This is a genomic window from Bradyrhizobium sp. FW305-F6 (assembly GCF_058782905.1).
This window is the reverse complement of the sequence record NZ_JBYSYD010000003.1, coordinates 571209-587607: the sequence shown is the minus strand read 5'-3', so window position 1 is coordinate 587607 and position 16399 is coordinate 571209. Positions and strand designations below refer to the sequence as shown.

The 16399-nt window shown below is 64.7% G+C and carries 15 protein-coding genes; 5 read left to right on the top strand and 10 right to left on the bottom strand.

All coding sequences use genetic code 11. The features are described 5' to 3' along the window. Nucleotides 1-44: 44 nt before the first annotated feature. From AC3WLX_RS23155 to AC3WLX_RS23140, 4 genes are read right to left on the bottom strand one after another with little or no spacing between them, the layout of a single operon-like run. Complete coding sequence (locus tag AC3WLX_RS23155; protein WP_291622617.1) at nt 45-944, bottom strand: NAD(P)/FAD-dependent oxidoreductase; 900 nt, start codon at nt 942-944, stop codon at nt 45-47. Next, complete coding sequence (locus tag AC3WLX_RS23150; RefSeq protein WP_492337718.1) at nt 941-2017, bottom strand: flavodoxin family protein; 1077 nt, start codon at nt 2015-2017, stop codon at nt 941-943. The genes AC3WLX_RS23155 and AC3WLX_RS23150 overlap by 4 nt, the downstream gene beginning before the upstream one ends. 60 nt (nt 2018-2077) lie before the next feature. Beyond that, nucleotides 2078-2278, bottom strand: coding sequence for a hypothetical protein (locus tag AC3WLX_RS23145; protein WP_291622621.1), 201 nt, complete (start codon nt 2276-2278; stop codon nt 2078-2080). Beyond that, entirely contained in the window at nt 2278-2487 is a 210-nt protein-coding gene (locus AC3WLX_RS23140) for a hypothetical protein (RefSeq protein WP_291622623.1), read from the bottom strand. Before AC3WLX_RS23140 ends, AC3WLX_RS23145 begins: the two co-directional genes overlap by 1 nt. 258 nt (nt 2488-2745) lie before the next feature. Between AC3WLX_RS23140 and AC3WLX_RS23135 the strand changes: the two genes are divergently transcribed. Then, nucleotides 2746-3030, top strand: a complete 285-nt coding sequence (locus tag AC3WLX_RS23135; RefSeq protein ID WP_291622626.1) for a hypothetical protein — start codon at nt 2746-2748, stop codon at nt 3028-3030. A gap of 26 nt (nt 3031-3056) precedes the next feature. Here AC3WLX_RS23135 and AC3WLX_RS23130 read toward each other — a convergent pair whose 3' ends face one another. From AC3WLX_RS23130 to AC3WLX_RS23120, 3 genes are all read right to left on the bottom strand, one after another. Continuing rightward, complete coding sequence (locus tag AC3WLX_RS23130) at nt 3057-3257, bottom strand: hypothetical protein (RefSeq protein ID WP_291622628.1); 201 nt, start codon at nt 3255-3257, stop codon at nt 3057-3059. A 159-nt stretch (nt 3258-3416) separates the two neighbouring features. Next, complete coding sequence (locus AC3WLX_RS23125; RefSeq protein ID WP_492337717.1) at nt 3417-4163, bottom strand: Crp/Fnr family transcriptional regulator; 747 nt, start codon at nt 4161-4163, stop codon at nt 3417-3419. After that, entirely contained in the window at nt 4163-7333 is a 3171-nt protein-coding gene (locus AC3WLX_RS23120; RefSeq protein WP_492337716.1) for a CheR family methyltransferase, read from the bottom strand. The genes AC3WLX_RS23125 and AC3WLX_RS23120 overlap by 1 nt, the downstream gene beginning before the upstream one ends. A 387-nt stretch (nt 7334-7720) precedes the next feature. On the opposite strand from AC3WLX_RS23120, the gene AC3WLX_RS23115 reads away from it, so the two are divergent. From AC3WLX_RS23115 to AC3WLX_RS23105, 3 genes are all read left to right on the top strand, one after another. Further along, nucleotides 7721-8116: a response regulator gene (locus AC3WLX_RS23115; RefSeq protein WP_492337909.1), complete on the top strand. Its 396-nt coding sequence runs from the start codon at nt 7721-7723 to the stop codon at nt 8114-8116. Between the two features lie 758 nt (nt 8117-8874). After that, nucleotides 8875-10050, top strand: coding sequence for a zinc-dependent alcohol dehydrogenase (locus AC3WLX_RS23110; RefSeq protein ID WP_492337715.1), 1176 nt, complete (start codon nt 8875-8877; stop codon nt 10048-10050). A gap of 12 nt (nt 10051-10062) precedes the next feature. After that, entirely contained in the window at nt 10063-10632 is a 570-nt protein-coding gene (locus tag AC3WLX_RS23105) for a hypothetical protein (protein WP_492337714.1), read from the top strand. Nucleotides 10633-10851: 219 nt separating this feature from the next. Here the strand turns inward: AC3WLX_RS23105 and AC3WLX_RS23100 are convergent, their stop codons facing one another. Further along, nucleotides 10852-11460: a cysteine hydrolase family protein gene (locus AC3WLX_RS23100; RefSeq protein ID WP_492337908.1), complete on the bottom strand. Its 609-nt coding sequence runs from the start codon at nt 11458-11460 to the stop codon at nt 10852-10854. A gap of 419 nt (nt 11461-11879) precedes the next feature. Here AC3WLX_RS23100 and AC3WLX_RS23095 point away from each other — a divergent pair, with 419 nt between their 5' ends. Beyond that, nucleotides 11880-14186 (top strand): polysaccharide biosynthesis tyrosine autokinase, encoded by a 2307-nt coding sequence (locus AC3WLX_RS23095; protein ID WP_492337713.1) that lies wholly within the window; start codon nt 11880-11882, stop codon nt 14184-14186. 132 nt (nt 14187-14318) lie between these two features. On the opposite strand, the gene AC3WLX_RS23090 is transcribed toward AC3WLX_RS23095, so the two are convergent. Together AC3WLX_RS23090 and AC3WLX_RS23085 are read right to left on the bottom strand one after the other, a co-directional pair. After that, on the bottom strand, nt 14319-14684 hold the full coding sequence (locus AC3WLX_RS23090) for a helix-turn-helix domain-containing protein (protein WP_291631095.1): 366 nt from the start codon (nt 14682-14684) through the stop codon (nt 14319-14321). Nucleotides 14685-14923: 239 nt separating this feature from the next. After that, nucleotides 14924-16378 (bottom strand): undecaprenyl-phosphate glucose phosphotransferase, encoded by a 1455-nt coding sequence (locus tag AC3WLX_RS23085; protein ID WP_291631097.1) that lies wholly within the window; start codon nt 16376-16378, stop codon nt 14924-14926. Between the last annotated feature and the right edge of the window lie 21 nt (nt 16379-16399).

The window sequence follows — 16399 nt, the reverse complement described above, 5'->3', positions numbered from 1 at the left end:
GCGCGTCCGTCCAGTCAAGACCAAGGCGCGCGCTTCGTTCCCCCTCAGGCCAGCCGCCGCGGCAGGCTGTTGTGGATCGTGCAGGCGGCAATTGCGGCATGGCCGAACGCGACCGAGATCTGGTGCAGGTCGGTGACGACGTCGCCGATGCCGTAGAGCCCGTCGACCGACGTGCGCTGATGACCGTCGACCTTCAAATGACCGTCTGCGGTGTGGTCGGCGCCCAGCGCTGTCGCGAGCCGGGAGCGGACCTCGGCGCCCATCGCGGGATAGACGATGTCGAATTGCGCGGTCCGTCCGTCGGCGAAATCCGCTTCGACGCCGCCGTCCCGCCGTGCCAGGCGCAGCTCGGGCGCGAACACGATTCCGACACCCGCCTCGGACAACTCCGATGTCGCGACCTTGGCGTCGTCGGCGCCGGTCGCGAGCAGCGTCACGTCGCTGGAATAACCACGCAGGAAGAGCGCCTTGCTGGCCGCACGATCAAGCGGCCCGACGACGCCGATGCGGCGGCCCGCTGCCTCGAAGGCGTCGCAGACCGGGCAGTAGCGCAAGAGGCCGTCCGCGACCGCCGCGCGCCACTCCGCAAATGGCGGATGCGTATCGACGATGCCGCAGGCGAGCACGACGCTGGCGACATGATGCGTGCGACCGTTCCAGATCGCTTCAAAGCCGTGTTCGTGCCGCCGCAATGCCGTGACCTCCGCCGCGACCCGCCCGACGGCGAGCTCATTCAGCTGGGCCGACATCCGTTCGATCAGCTCCGTGCCGGACAGGCCGTGGACGAAGCCGGGGACGTTATGACTGCGCGGGATCAGCGCTGCCCGGCTCGCGCCGGCGTCCACCACGCAAACGCCACGGCGAAAGCGCGCCAGATAGATCGCAGCCATCAGCCCGGCCGGGCCGCCGCCGACGATCAGGCAGTCGAGCGCCGCGCCGGTCATTTGGGGTTCGGATCCGCAAGGCCGGCGCCGGGCTCCTCGAGGCGCCCGCTCCGCGCGAGCCGGACCGCGTTGCCGAGCGCGCGTGCTGCGTTCTGCACCTCCTGCTGAAACTCTTCGTCCTCGTCGAGCGCGCGATGCGATGTGGCGTACGGCTCCATATAGCCGACATAACCGTCGAGCTCGGCGAAGCGTCCGGCCGAGATCAGCTGCATGTCGGTCAGCCAGTCGGACAAGGCCCGGCGCACGCCCTCGGCGCCGACCGCGTCGCCGTGAACGACGACGCCGAAATGGCGGCCGGCGAGATGGCGCGGATACGGCCAGCCCTTCAGCTCGATGGCCTTGGCTTCGGCGGCGTTCTTGCCGTGGGTCGAGGTCGGATCGGGATTGCCGCCGTCGGCGCAGACCATGCGGTCGATCATCGCCTTGAGTCCGGCGGGCACGTGATACCAGTTCACGGGTGTCACGATCAGAATGCCGTGGGCCGCAACCCAGAGCGAATAGATCTCGTTCATCCAGTCGTGGGTCTGGCCCAGCGAGTGGTTCGGATAGCAGCTGCACGGCCAGTGACACAGCGGCATGGCGGTGCTGACGCAGGACTTACAGGGATGAATGGTCTTGCCGAACTCCGAAGCGAGGCGCGACAGATCGAGGATGTCGACGGCAAATCCCATCTCGATGAAGACCGGCTCGGCCAGCTTGACCAGCCGCCAGGTCTTGGACATCTCGCCGGGACAGGTGTGCTCGCTGCGGGCCGAGCCATTGATGACGAGGATGCGCGGCATCTCGTCGGCATTGTCGTGGCGGCGCTGCGCGTCCAGGATCCCAGCGCGCGCATCGAGCCAGTCGACGGCAAGATCGTAGCCGGGATCGGAGAAGCCTACGCCGGCCTTCCGCGTCAATGGTGCCTTGCGCGAATGGCTGTAGGCGTCCCAGGCCGTCGCGGTGATGGCATCGAGCTCACCCCCAAGCCGAGCAAAGGCGGGATCGACGAACTGACGCTTGTAGCGTCGCTCGAACACCTCGCGCGACAGCCTGACGGGCGGCATCCCCTTTCGAACGTCGGCATCCGTCATGCTGGCTCCTGGCGAAGTCGGTGTCTTCCGACCAATCCGGCGCCCCAGCGCGCGGTTCCTCTACTGGCGCGCAAGCTCCTGCGGCGCGTCGAACTTCGCGATCCTCTGGTCGAGCCGCCACAACTCGATGCGGTGGACCAGCACGAGCGCGGCGGCTTCCCGCTTGGCCTGCTCGTCGTCGTCGCAAACGAGATTGATGCATCCGAACACGTGCCCGTCCGGATCGACCTGGAACGCACGGTAGTGCTTGAAGCTTCCCACTAGGTTGGCCCTCGCCTTGGAGTGACGGGCGCGCTCAGCCAGTCCGTCAGGTTCGACGCCACTTCGTTCTGCTTGGCCCGACGCAGCAGCATCTCGCGCTCCCTGCCGGGCGGCAGATCGTGCGCGCGCTCGCGAGCGTTTTCGGCGAACGCGTCCAGGCGCTCCTGGAGCGATTGAGTCTGTTTCCTGCGGTTACGTTTGGCGGTCATCTCGATTTTTACTCTAGGATTTCGCAGTGGTGAAAGCGGCCCCGGCGGGGATCAAGGCGCCGGGGCCTCGAGGCTCCTGCCGGTCGGCCGGCCCAGCCGGCAGCGTTTGTAGCTTCCGCCGCAACTTCCGGTTCCGGCATTTCCATAAGTTAACGCCGCGCGATTTTGCGTTGCGCGCTGGATGATCACGCACCCCGGAGTACGGCGGAACCGAAATGCTGATTCGTATGTTCAAGAACGATCTGAAGGAGGAACATCATGGCAAAAGCAGCATGGAAACGGCCGGGCTCGCCGATCGGCCGCAAGGGACCTCGCAAGGCAAATCCCGCATACAAGCGCCGCGCACGCCAGCCCTGGACGCCGGCGGATGTGAGCAAGCTGAAGCAGCTCGCGAAGGGCAATACTCCGACCGGCGTGATGAGCATCAAGCTTCAGCGCCCGGTCGCGGCCATCCGCAGCAAGGCGCAGCGCGAAGGCATTTCGCTGCGGCCCGTCAACCGCTCGCCATACAACAGGCAAAGCAAGGCTGCGAAAAAGCGCTGACGATCCGCGCCGGGGACGGCTGGAGCCTAATTCGGCGGCTGCAGCCCCGGCGAGCGCAGCCACTCGCTCATCTGGGATCCCGTTTCCGCCTGTCGCGCCTTCCGTAACATCTCGTCGCGGGCTGCGCCGGGCGGCAACAAGTTCGCCTGCTCGCGCAGCCGCTCCGCTTCCGCTGCCAAGCGGGTCTCTAGGGTCTCCACGTGCTTGAATCGATGTCGCGTCGTCATCAGGCGTTCTCCCTAGTGCATGAGCCGAGCGCGCCGCTGCGTTCTGCCATGTACAAGTCGGCTGGACGATAACGTTCCAGAGCGGGAACGGTTGCGTGCCTTCGCGAAGACCGAGCTAGCGTTCCTCGGTGTCGCGATGCGCCTTTAGGGCGCGGCCGTTCAGCCACGCCGATAGAGTTGAAGATAGCTCGGCGAATACAGCGCCGCGACCTTGAGCGCATCGAGATCGGGAATGGTCAATGTCCGATCGCGCAGGACGATCAGGCTTGCCGCGCGCAACTCCTGGAGCGTCCGATTGAGATGGACCACGGACAGGCCGGTGGCGTCGGCGAGATCCATCTGCGTCACGGGCATGATGCAGGAACTGCGGTCGACCATACCGACGGGGCGAAGCCGCTCGAAGATCTCGCAGAACAGATGAGCCACGCGCTCCACGGCGACGCGCCGGCCGAGATTGACGGCCCATTCGCGCTGGATCGCCGTGCTGACGAGTGTCTCGCACTGGAATGCTTCCGCCAGCGTAGGGTCGCCCGCCATCAGTCGCTCGAAACGCGGTCGCTTGATGTCGGAATAGACTGCCGGAGTCAGCGTCGCGATGGAATGATCCAGCGTCGGTAGCAGGAACGCGTGCGCGTCACAGCTTTCGCCTGGGAAGATGAAGTTGACGATCTGGCGCCGGCCGTCCTCCAGCGACTTGTAGCGGCAGAGCCAGCCCGACAGCACGACACGGACGCTGTCGACGGGATCGCCCTCGTTGATCAGATCCTCGCCTGCTCCGGCGCGCTGCAATCCCTCGAGCAGCGCGGATTGGAGTGATGCGCGCGCTTCCGCCGACAACGGCCGCAGCGTGTTCAGCCGGCGAATGGCCGGCTCCAGCACGCTGCGATCGAGGGTCGACAACGGCATCAGCCAGCCACCACCGGTGTATGGAAGGTCCGCTTGCTAATGGGAATGGTGATCATGCACTGCAGCCCCGTAGTGTTGAATGCAAGTGTGGTCCGCCCCTTGAACTCGAATGCCAGGGTTCGTTCCAGAAGCTCGGTACCGAAGCCTTTTCGTGCCGGCGGCGTGACCGGCGGGCCGCCGCGCTCCCGCCATTCGAACACGAACTCGCCGGGCTCCCTGCTCTCGTCGAGGCGCCAGTTGATTTCGATACGTCCGCTCGGCCGGCTCAGGGCGCCGTATTTCAGCGCATTGGTCGCAAGCTCGTGGATGGCGAGCCCGAACGTCTCGGCGGCCTTGGCCTGGAAGCGCACCTTCGGGCCGGAGACGCGCATCTGCTCGCCTTCGCGGGCATTGTAGGCGAGCAACTCCTCGACCACGAGATATTCGAGGTCGACGCCTCCCTCGGGTTCGCGCGTGACCAGCGCCTGGGTACGCGCGAAAGCGTTGAGCCGGCCATCGAGATGGGAGGCGTATTCCTCGACGGTCGCACTGGACTCGGCCGAGCGCCGGGCGATCGAGCGCACCACCCCGAGCGTGTTGCGGACGCGGTGCTGCAGCTCGGCCAGCAGCAGGCGCTGCCGCTCCTCGGCGCGGGTGATCGCGGTGACGTCGACGAAGGTGACGACGACGCCCGCGATGAAATTGTCGATGCTGCGATAGGGCAGTATCCGGACGATGTAGCGCCTGCCGCTGTCCGGCGCGCTCAGTTCGCGCTCGACGCTGGCGAGCGTGCGCAGCACGCGGCGGATGTCGTCATAGAGCTCCTCGATCGGGATGCGCGCCTTGATATGGGCAATGGGCCGCCCGACATCCGTCTCGACGAGATGCAGGATCTGCGTGATCGCGGGCGTGAAGTTCATCACGCGCAGATCGTTGTCGAGGAACACGGTGGCGATCTGCGTGCTCTCGAGGAAGTTCTTGAGATCGCTGGTGGCGCGCGTCAATTCCTGGACACGGTGCGCCAGCTCGCCGTTGACGGTGGTCAGCTCCTCGTTGACCGATTGCAACTCCTCGCGCGACGTCTCGAGCTCTTCGTTGGCCGATTGCAGTTCCTCGTTCAGCGACTGGTATTCCTCGTTGGAGGATTTCAGCTCCTCATTGGTGCTCTCGAGCTCCTCGATCGTCGCCTGGAGGCGTTCGCGCGTCGCGCGCAGCTCGCTCTCGAGGCGTTCGACATGCTCCGTGCGCACCAGCGCATCGGGATTGCCCTGGTCGGCTTCGACGGCCCGCGCAGGCCCCTCCTTGAACAGAACGACGAAATTGCGGGAGCCGCCGGCGCCCTCCTGGATCGGCTCGACGGTGATGTCGACAAAGACGTGGTGACCATTCACTCCGAGCTGCACCTGCTCGGCCTGGGCCGGCGCGCTGGTCTGGGCCGCTCGGCTGAGCGCCGTGCGCAGCTCCAGGCGCAGATCGCGGTGCACGAGCTGGAGCAGGTCGAGCGTGGCGGCGCCCGCCGTCGGCTCGATGTAGCGGCCGGTGCGACCGGAGAAATGCAACACCCGGAAATTGTCGTCGGTGATAACATAGGCCGGTGCGTAGCGCTCGGCGATGCGATGGGCGCGGCGCTCAAGTCCGACGTCTGGCCCGAACGAGCGAACCGGCGGCACCTCGACGGCGGCCCTGCCCGCCGCCGTCGTGATCGGGAATTCCGGCGGCAGCCCCGTGCCAGTCTCCAGTTTCTTGAAGATGCGGGCGCGGCGGTCGATCGGCGCGAACAGTTTCGGATGCCGGGTCACGTTTTCGGAATTGCCGAGAAAGAGATAGCGCTCCGGCAGAAGCGCAAAATGGAACAGCGGGATCACCCGGTTTTGCAGTTCCGTATTGAGGTAGATGAGCAGGTTGCGGCAGGAGACGAGATCGAGGTTGGAGAACGGCGCGTCCTTGATGACGTTGTGCTGCGAGAAGATGCACATCTCGCGCAGCTCCTTGACCACGCAATACGTGTCGCCCTCGCGCACGAACCAGCGCGCCAGGCGCTCGCTGCTCATGTCCGCCTCGATGTTGGTGCGATAGCGACCGACGCGCGCGGTCGCCAGCGCCCGCCCGTCGATGTCGGTGGCGAAGATCTGGACTTGCGGCACGGAATCCATCCGCGCCATGTGCTCGCGCAGGAGAATGCCGATCGAATAGGCTTCTTCGCCGGTGGCGCAGCCGAGCACCCAGACGCGCACCTGCTGGCCCGCCGCCTTGCCTTCGAATATCCTCGGGATGATCTGGGTCTCCAGCACCTCGAACTCACGCTTGTCGCGGAAGTATTCGGTGACGCCGATGAGCAGGTCGTTGAAGAGGTTCAGCGCCTCGTCCTTGTCGTTCCGCAAGAAATCGACATAGGCGGGAATATCGTCGATCTGGACCACCTGCATGCGCCGCTGCACCCGGCGCAGAAAGGTGTTCTGCTTGTAGCCGTGGAAATCGTTGCCGGTCTTGTTGCGCAGGATGTCGGCGATGCGCGACAGCGAGGCCGCAGCAGCGGCCAGCACCTCGTCGAAGCCCTGCTTCTCCTCGAGGCGCCGCAGATGCCGGGCGTAGACCTGGATGTGCTCGGGTATCTCCTCCGGCGGCAGCACGTAGTCGGCGATGCCGGCTGGCGTGTTGCCGTCGACCAGGTGCTCTGCCTCCCCCGGCCCTGCGACCTTTTCGGCGATGGCGAGACCGCCATGGTCCTTCAGAGTCGCGGTGCCGAGCGTCCCGTCGCCGCCGGTGCCGGCAAGGAGAACGCCGATGGACTGCTCGGCGCGCTCCTCGGCCAGCGAGACCAGGAAGCTGTCGATGGTAGCGCGCTCACCCGGGGCCTGCTCGGCCTTGCGGATCGCGAACCGATCGCCCTGGATCGTGGTGATCATCGCCGGCGGGCACAGATAGATAGTCCCGCCCTCGACGGCGTGGCCATCGACGATCTCGGCGATCCTGCTGCCGTGGGAATTTTGCACCGCTGTGCGCAGCCGCGGCTCGTTGGCAGCTTCGTGGTATTGAAGCGCCACCACGACGGCCTGGTCGACCCCGACAGTCAGCTTGGCGAAGAAGCGCTCGATGCTGTCCAGTGCACCGGGCGAAGCGCCTACCCCGATGATCAGCGGGGATTTGAGCGTGCGCTCTGCATCGAATGGCTGGCCGCCGATTTCATTCATGGCTCTTGTGGCTCTCGTTCACTCGGCGGGGCCGATGGGAGCCCGGCCTCTGCAACGGTAGGAATCGAATACCATCAAATATGCCTCGAATCCCGCACGATTCCCCGTCCGATCGCTTGTCGGCGGCGTGAAGGTCCTGGAAGCTTGGCCCCGCTGCCGGCGACGGTCACCGGGATGCCGATACCCGGGGCGGGAATGTGCCGGATAATAAAGAAGGTCAGCCGAGAAGTCTGCCCAGATCCGCTTCAGGGGCCAGGCGGCGCCGGCCGGGCCTCCGATGCCGATGTCGCGGTTGTTCATGGAACCGACCTCCGACTGCATCGTTTTCAGTTTGCACCACGCAGGATTGCCGTTTTATGTTCCTGCCTGGGTGGAGACCGAAACAGCATGGCGGCATCGGCCCATCAACGCGCCCCGCTCGCGGGGCGCCGCATCTTCGTGGTTGAGGACGAGTACTTTCTCGCCGACGACATCGGCAGGACGTTTCGCGCGCTCGGCGCGGAGATCGTCGGCCCCGTTGGTCACGTCGGCGACGCGCTGGAGATTCTGCACGATGGCAGCGTCCTTGATGCCGCCGTCCTCGACGTCAACATCCGCCGCGAGATGATCTTTCCGATCGCCCGCGAACTGAAGGCGCGAAACGTGCCGTTCCTGTTCACGACGGGATACGACCAAATCACACTCGGTCCGGAGTTTCAGGACGTGCCGCTGCTGGAGAAGCCGATCAATCTTCCGGAAATGGCGCAGAAGTTGGCCGGGCTCATCGCCGGTCCAGGAGCTTGACCCCGCACGAGGCGTGACCGACTGAGGTGATCGCCGCCGGCCGAGGATCAGAGCAGGCGCGCGAAGGCGAGCCAGGCGGTGACTGCCAGACACAGGATAACCGCGGCGTAAGGGAGCGCGACGCGCAAGGTTCCCCCCAATTCAGCTCAACATCATCCAGCCGATCGCGACCATCATCACGAGAAAACCAGTAATTGCGGTCGCAATAAAGGCCTGTTCGATGCGATCCATCGCCAACGCAGCCCCTCTGGTTCAGCCCGTACAATTTGACCGTTTCGGGGCCGCTGCGCATTAGGCTATGTGAATCGGGGGCCTTCGTTTGAAGCAGGGCGATCGCATATGGGAGGGACCTCCGGCGGGCCCTTCAGGATGGGGATCGAGTGTGTCGCGCCAGTCTCAACGAGACCCGATGCTGCTTCGCCTCCCCCTGAGCGACCGCCACCGGGTCCGCAAAGCGCGGCCCGATGACAGGCTCCGCGGTCGTCTCGATGGCGAGGCGCTTCAAAAAGCCAATGCGATTGCCTGCCCCTGCGCGCGCCAACTGGCGAGTTCCATGCCGATACCCGTGGACGCGTCGGTGACGACGCCGAGTTGATTGGCGGCCATGCGGCGTATCCTTGCGATCGAGGTGATCACGCTCGATCGCCGCCCTGCCCTCTCGTTCCTAATTGCGCAGCGCGAAGAATTCGCGCGCTGCGATAGCAACCATCGTTCATGCCTCGACTTAGATGCCACGTGGCTCACACGGAGGACGGACGATGAAGGCGCTGGTCTGGCACGGCAAGGAGGACATCCGGTGCGACACCGTGACCGATCCGGAGATTCAGGATCCGCGCGATGCGATCATCAAGGTCACGAGTTGCGCCATCTGCGGCTCCGACCTGCACCTCTTCCACAACTTCATCCCGGGCATGCTGCCCGGTGACATCATGGGCCACGAGACCATGGGCGAAGTGGTCGAGGTCGGCTCCGGCGTCAACGGCAAGCTGAAGAAAGGCGACCGCGTCGTCGTGCCCTTCACCATTATTTGCGGCGAATGCGACCAGTGCAAGCGCGGCAATTTCTCGGTGTGCGAGACCACCAACCGCAAGCGCCATCTGGCCGACAAGGTGTTCGGACACGCGACCGCGGGCCTGTTCGGCTACACGCATCTGACCGGCGGCTATCCCGGCGGCCAAGCCGAATATTTGCGCGTGCCGTTTGCCGATGCGACGCACATCAAGGTGCCCGCAGGCATCCCGGACGAGCAATTGCTGTTCCTCAGCGACATCTTCCCCACCGGCTGGCAGGCCGCCGCGCAATGCGACATCGAGCCGACCGACACGGTCGCGATCTGGGGCTGCGGCCCGGTCGGGCAAATGGCGATCCGCAGCGCGATCCTGCTCGGCGCCAACCAGGTGATCGCGATCGACTGCCTGCCCGATCGGCTCAGCATGGCCGAAGCCGGCGGCGCCACCACGATCAATTTCGAAACCGAGAGCGTCGTGGAGCGGCTCAACGAGCTGACCGACGGCAAGGGCCCGGAAAAATGCATCGATTGCGTCGGCATGGAATCGCATGTGATGGCCTCGCTGCCCGACACCCTGCTCGACCGCGCCAAGCAGATGGTGATGGCTGAGAGCGACCGCCCGCACGTGCTGCGCGAGATGATCTATGTCTGCCGTCCCGGCGGCATCATATCCGTGCCGGGCGTGTACAGCGGCCTGTCCGACATGCTGCCCATGGGCGCCTTCATGAACAAGGGCCTGACGATGCGCACCGGCCAGACCCACGTCAACCGCTGGACCGACGACCTGCTCCGCCGCATCGAAGAGGGCGAGATCGACCCGTCCTTTGTCATCACCCACACCGTCCCGCTCGAAAAGGGACCGGAGATGTATCAGATGTTTCGCGACAAGCGAGAGTCCTGCGTCAAGGTCGTGCTGAAGCCCTGAAGGAGCAGATCCATGTTTCATTTCTCCAACATCGTTCGCACCAAGGGCGACCCGAAGATCGTCGAGGCCGGCCCGAGCCTGAAGCAGCCGGCCGATCAGCTCGCGCGCGCGCTCGGCTGGTTCAGCATCGGACTTGGCGTCGTCGAACTGTTCGCGCCGAGGCGCGTGACGGAAACGCTGGGCATGGAAGGCCACGAGACGATGGTGCGCGCCTTCGGCGTGCGCGAGATCATGTCCGGCATCATGTCCCTGTCGGTCGACAAGAACGCCGGCCTGTGGGCCCGCGTCGGCGGCGACGGACTCGATGCCGCCGCGCTGCTGTCGGGGCTGACGCCCGACAACCCCAAGAAGGGCAACATCGCGCTGGCGCTGCTGATGGTCGGCGGCATCGCCATGCTCGACTACCGCGCCGCGCAGGCCACCAAGCCGCGACGCCCGCCGCGCGATGCCCGGCGCAAGCTCTACCCGAGCCGCAGCGGCTTCCCCAAGGGCATCGAAAGCGCAAGGACTGCAGCAAGGCAGATCGCAGCGCACGCCAGGACAGACCAGGTGAAGCAAGGTGATGCGCACCGAGTCCCGTGACGACGTCGCGTCGGAATTCGCTGTAAGCATTCGATCAGGCACGGACGATACGCGCCGCCATGGGCGAGGAGGCTCCCCTAAATCAGTGGACACCTATAGCTTCAGCGGCGAGAGGTGTCACATGACGACGGCAGCGATAGACATCGCGGTCGCTCGTGTCGTGCTAAAGGCCCACGCGGCGCACCGCGCCTCGATGCTTACGGATCGTATCCGCGCACCCTACTCCCGCCAGAATGCAGCCAGCTCTTCCGCCGTCACCAGGTCGACCTGGCCGTGAAAGCGCGTGCGATACATCGTCATGAGCGCATCGTGCCCGACGTCGGACGAGCTGCACAGCGCGTCCTCGACGATGACGATCCTGAAACCGAGATCGACGGCGCTCAGGACCGTCGAGAGCACGCAGACGTCGGTCTCGGCTCCCGATATCACAACGGTGCCGACGTGCTTCTCGACCAGCAGGCTCGCAAGACCGGGATTGCTGAAGGCAGAATAGGCCGGCTTGTCGATCACGGCAGCGGGCGGAACGAACCGGCTCAAGGCCGGCACGAGTTCGAGCGCCGATGACGGCAGATGCCTCCGGGTCGCCTGGTGCCAGCGGCGAAAATAGCTCTGCCACTGCCCCGGGCGATCCTCCGGATCCTGCGGGGTGATGAATCGCGTGAAGATCGTTCTCTCCGGATGACGCGAAACGACCGAGATGATCGTCGGCAGCACCCGCTCCATCCAGGGCGTCGCCCACAGGCCGCCGGGGGCGAAAATGTTCTGCATGTCGATACAGAGGTGAACGGCGCCGCTGATCCCGGCAACCTCCGACGTAGCGTCCCTCATCATCTCCACCGTCGAGCGCATTCGATGACAAGTTGCGAAATGCAGGATGAGGGCTTTGGTTCCGAATTGCCTGCCGCGCAAACACGACCAAGAACAGTGATGAAGACGAAGGTGCTGCGCGCTGCGGGGCGGTCGCATCTCGCGGTGGTGGACACACCAGGGCTCTGCAGTTCTCATCTGCCGGCCGGCTCTGCCTCATACACTGTTACAAATGTGTATTACTTCTCGGCTAGAGATAACGTGACAATGTTATAGATGGGCTACTGCGGCCCAGACCAGCTGCGCCTCAAGGCCGTGGTCGGGCCGATTGTATGTTGCCGGTCTGGCCAACCGGGTTTCGCGTCGCAGTTCGCGCGGCTTGCGAGGCGCAACCGACGTCTGCCTTCCGGCCAAGGAATTGAATCACGATGGATATGCTGGTGAGCCGAACCGCCGTCGACCATACGGTGGGCGAAGCCTCCGGATCGATGTCGGCCCTGATCGAGCAGCTGACCGGTCTGGCCCGGCGACAGTACCGGGTCTTTGTCATCGTGCCTGCCGCCGCGCTCGCAATCGGCCTGCTCTACCTTCTGCTGACCCCGGCGCAATACACGGCCACCACCACCCTGCTGATCGACAGCACCACGCTCCGAGTCCTGCAGAACCAGCTTCAGCCGCAAGGGGACGTGCCGCTGGACACGCTCCAGGTGGGTTCACAGGTCGAGATCCTGGCATCCCGCAAGCTCGGCCTCGATGTCGTGCGGAATCTGCGTCTTGCCGATGATCCGGAGTACGCCGCCTCGTCCAGCTGGAACCCCTTCGCATCATCCGCAGGGCCAAGCATCGAAGATCGCGAGCAGCACGCGCTGGACCGATTTCTCGCCCACCGCACCATCAGCCGGGCTGACAAGACTTACGCCCTCAATATCTCCTATACATCGAAAAGCCCGGCGAAGGCGGCGACAATCGCGAACGCAATCGCTGAAGCCTATATCGACGACCAACTCGGCGCCAAGTACCAGACCGTGACTCGCGCCGGGGCCTGGCTGCAGGACCGCATCAATGAATTGAGGTCGAAGGCCACCGCAGCCGACCGCGCCGTGCTCGAATTCAAGGAAAAGAACAAGATCGTCGATCTCGGCGGGGCCGGGCCGACAACTGCAGGCGCGGGCACGTTCAGCCGGCTGATCGGGGAGCAGCAGCTCTACGAGCTGAACAGCCAGCTTGCGGCCGCGCGCGGGGCGACCAGCGAGGCGAAGGCCCGGCTCGACCGCATCGAGCAGGTGCGCAAGATGGACGTCAGCGAGGGCGCCGTCGCCGATACGCTCAAGAACGACGTGATCACCCGCCTGCGCAACCAGTTCATCGATCTTTCCGCGCGCGAGGCGAACATCTCCGGCCGCTACGGCTCCGATCACGACGCTGCCGGCCATCTGCGCGACCAGATGGACGAGATCCGCCGCAACATTGCGGCCGAGCTCGGTCGGGTCGCCGGAAGCTACCGCAGCGACTATGAGATCGCCAAGACGCGCGAGGAGAATTTGGAGCGCGCGCTGGCCGCGCTTGTGTCCGAGGGACAGCTCACCAACCGCGACCGGCTGGGGCTCGCGGAGCTCGAGAGCTCGGCAAAGGTCTATCACACGCTGTTCGACAATTTCCTGCAGCGCTACATGGAGGCGATCCAGCAGCAGTCGTTCCCGATCACCGACGCCAGGATCATCAGCCCGGCGGTGGCACCGACGAAAAAGAGCAAGCCGGTCGCTCCGCTCGTGCTGGCCATTTCGCTGTCGCTAGGCATCATGGCGAGCATCGGGATCGCAGCCCTGCGGGAAGCGGTCGACGGCGTTTTCCGGACGAGCCGCCAGGTCGAGCAAGAACTCGGCGCCCGATGCCTCTGCATCGTCCCGCAGATATCGGAAGGGGCCCCTGGGTTTATGCGGGCCCGGACGGTCACCGCCCCGGGGGCGTCGTCCATTCCCGCCCTGCCCGCCCCCTCCTCGGACACCGGCGAATCCGCGCCCGCCGGCCCGCAGTACTTCGCCTTTGGCGATGCGCTGAAACGCCGGGCCGTCGACGACCCGATTTCCGTGTTTACCGAGGCGTTCCGCGCGATCAAGGTCAGCGCCTGGCTGCAGGCCAATGTCCGCCAGACCAAGGTGATCGGGGTTACGTCGGCCCTGCCGGCAGAGGGCAAGTCGACCGTTGCGGCCAATCTTGCGAATCTGATGGCCGACGCAGGCCGACGCGTGGTCTTGATCGACGCGGATCTGCGCAACCCCACCCTCGCGCGATCGCTCTCGCCGCGCCCGCAAGCGGGCTGGCTCGACGTGATCAGCGGAAAGCTCGACCTGACCGAGGCGACCGGACGTGAGCCGACGACCGGCTTGGCCCTTCTGCCGTTGCTCCTGACCGAGGCTCCCGTCCATTCCGATGAGATCCTCGCCTCGCAGGGATTCCGCGATCTCCTGGAGCAGCTGCGCAAAAGCTACGACTACATTATCGTGGATCTGCCGCCGCTGGCGCCGGTGGTCGACGTTCGCGCCACCGTGCCGGCGATCGATTCCTTTGTGTTCGTGGTGGAATGGGGAGCCACGAGCGTCAAGACGGTGCGCCGTCATCTGCTCCAGGAAACGGAACTGCACGAACGCTTGCTGGGCGTGGTGCTGAACAAGGCCAATACCCGACTGCTCGAGCGGTTCGAGCAGCCCGGCATTTACCAGAACGGCTACTATATGAGGGGAGCCTAAAGCGCGACAACATTCGGATGGATCGTCATGGCGCTTTAGGTTGTTGTCTACGCACGATCTTTCCGGAGAACCGGTTCGCGCTTTACCCGATCATGCTGTAGCGGCGCAGCAGCTTGGCGGCGTGAATTCTGTTCAGCCGTTGTCCGGGCGCCGCATACGGGCACCTTGGCGCGAGCGAAGCTCCTCTTCGTACTTCAGTTTTTCGAGCAGCATATCGGTTACGAGTCGGCGCAATTGAGCGTTCTCGATCTCCAGCCGCTTGATCGTCTCCTCCGAACTCGCATCATTGGCTCCGGATCGCGGGGGGGTCTCAAGGTCGCGTAAACCGTTGCCCGAAGCTGGCGAAGATTTGAGCATCTTCTTCCAGCGATGGTACGTCATGATGCTGACGCCAAGCGCTTTGGATATCTCGCGCTGGGTTTTGCCCTTTGCCGCCAGTTCGTTGGCCTGCGCAAGCTTGGCCGAAATCTCGTCGGTGGCATGCCTTTTCCCAACCATAATGGGTCCTTTCAGGCCCGAATGCGCTAGCCCAAGTCTAGTAAGCGCGAATCGTGAACCTTTTCAATAGGCCCCCCGGACTTCCCCCGGCCATCGTTGCCCGAATGGCCGCCTCCTTGGATCTGCTGGAGGCACGGTCGGGCTGAACCCGCTGCGCTGCCCCGTCCCGGCGCCTGCCAGCTTCAGCATGAAGCGCTCTCAGTGCTGCGCTTGCAGGTCAATGCGGGAGCGCGACCGCATCAATACGCATTGCGTGGCCACATCAGCTCAACGGCCGTTCTGAACATGATGTAAACATCGAGCGTCAGGCTCCAGTTATCGATATACCATAGATCTAGCTCGATCCGCTGCTTCATCAATTCCAGCTGTGGCGTGCCCCCTCGATAGCCGTTGACCTGGGCCCAGCCGGTGATGCCCGGCTTGACATGGTGGCGGAACGCGTAGTTCGCGATCATCCGGCCGTATTCGTAATCGTGCACCAGAGCGTGAGGTCGCGGCCCGACGATGGACATGTGGCCCTGCAGCACGTTGATCAATTGTGGCAGCTCGTCGATGCTGGTCTGCCGCAGCAGCCGCCCGACCCTGGTTACCCTGGGATCCTGCTTGGTCGCCTGGACGACAGACCCGCCATCCTCCTGCACGCACATGCTGCGCAACTTGTAGATGACGAAGGGCTTTCCGTTGAAGCCATGGCGGCGCTGCCGAAAGATTACCGGTCCGTTCGACTCCAGCTTGATTGCGATGGCTGAAATCGCCAGGGGAAGTATGAGGATCAGCAGCGACGTCGTCGCCACGACGATATCGAGCAGCCGCTTGCTCATCCGGTCCAGCGCCGAGAGCGGAGCCGGCTGCACCTCGACCATGTAGAGCCGTTGCGACATCGAGGTCTGGTGCCGCAGCACCGTGGAGACAGCGCAATCAGGCAACAGCCGCACGGGAAGCGGGATTGCACGCAAGTGGCGGAGCACTGCGGTGACTGCCTGCGGAGCCGACCAGGGCAGCGCGAGGACGATCTCCTCGGCGCCAGCGTGACGGATCCGCGCCGTCATGGCCTCGCCTCGCTTCGCCTCGGATCCGGGGAGCAGGTCGTCGACACGCGGCAAGGTCACGCGGTCGATCTCCTGAAGCCCGAATCGGGTCAGCAGTTCGTTCCGGTCGAACTGTGCGAGTTCCGGGGCCGTTCCGACCACAACCACCCGCCGCCCACGAATGGTCCCCGTCAGCAGCGCGGCTCTAAGGCTGCGCTTCGCCATCCATCGTCCGCAGACCAGACCGGTAGCGGCAACCGCGACGAAGCAAAGCACCGATCCCCGCGAGACCTCGGCACCAGACTTGAAAAGGAACAGGACCACCGGGATAGTCACCGCCGCGATGCACCAGCCGGCCAGGACGCGGCCGCCGTCGCGCTCGGCATCCAGCAAATGGTTGTGTCGGTACAAACCCAGGAAGTGCGCGACGAGAACGTGGGCAAGGCTTGCGACCAATCCCATCCCTGCATAAAAACCGACATCGCCAAGGCCCCCCCCGAGGGCATGCTGATACCCGAGGCCGCCCAGTGCACCCGCCGCAACGATGATGGCGGCGTCGAGGGTCGCGAACAGCGGCTCGATCAGAACGAACGGAAGGGCAAGGTGAGGCCGCGATCGGGGCTCGGATGTCGCGGTCGATCTAGCCGTGTTGGTCAAGTCGGTCACAATGCACCCCCGGCATCGAAG

What these genes read in the sequence shown, in the direction of transcription:
- AC3WLX_RS23150 (WP_492337718.1), bottom strand. Translation starts at nt 2,017, where the DNA reads ATGACGGATGCCGACGTTCGAAAGGGGATGCCGCCCGTCAGGCTGTCG.
- AC3WLX_RS23130 (WP_291622628.1), bottom strand. Translation starts at nt 3,257, where the DNA reads ATGACGACGCGACATCGATTCAAGCACGTGGAGACCCTAGAGACCCGC.
- AC3WLX_RS23105 (WP_492337714.1), top strand. Translation starts at nt 10,063, where the DNA reads ATGTTTCATTTCTCCAACATCGTTCGCACCAAGGGCGACCCGAAGATC.
- AC3WLX_RS23155 (WP_291622617.1), bottom strand. Translation starts at nt 944, where the DNA reads ATGACCGGCGCGGCGCTCGACTGCCTGATCGTCGGCGGCGGCCCGGCC.
- AC3WLX_RS23090 (WP_291631095.1), bottom strand. Translation starts at nt 14,684, where the DNA reads ATGGTTGGGAAAAGGCATGCCACCGACGAGATTTCGGCCAAGCTTGCG.
- AC3WLX_RS23120 (WP_492337716.1), bottom strand. Translation starts at nt 7,333, where the DNA reads ATGAATGAAATCGGCGGCCAGCCATTCGATGCAGAGCGCACGCTCAAA.
- AC3WLX_RS23100 (WP_492337908.1), bottom strand. Translation starts at nt 11,460, where the DNA reads ATGAGGGACGCTACGTCGGAGGTTGCCGGGATCAGCGGCGCCGTTCAC.
- AC3WLX_RS23115 (WP_492337909.1), top strand. Translation starts at nt 7,721, where the DNA reads ATGGCGGCATCGGCCCATCAACGCGCCCCGCTCGCGGGGCGCCGCATC.
- AC3WLX_RS23110 (WP_492337715.1), top strand. Translation starts at nt 8,875, where the DNA reads ATGAAGGCGCTGGTCTGGCACGGCAAGGAGGACATCCGGTGCGACACC.
- AC3WLX_RS23125 (WP_492337717.1), bottom strand. Translation starts at nt 4,163, where the DNA reads ATGCCGTTGTCGACCCTCGATCGCAGCGTGCTGGAGCCGGCCATTCGC.
- AC3WLX_RS23140 (WP_291622623.1), bottom strand. Translation starts at nt 2,487, where the DNA reads ATGACCGCCAAACGTAACCGCAGGAAACAGACTCAATCGCTCCAGGAG.
- AC3WLX_RS23135 (WP_291622626.1), top strand. Translation starts at nt 2,746, where the DNA reads ATGGCAAAAGCAGCATGGAAACGGCCGGGCTCGCCGATCGGCCGCAAG.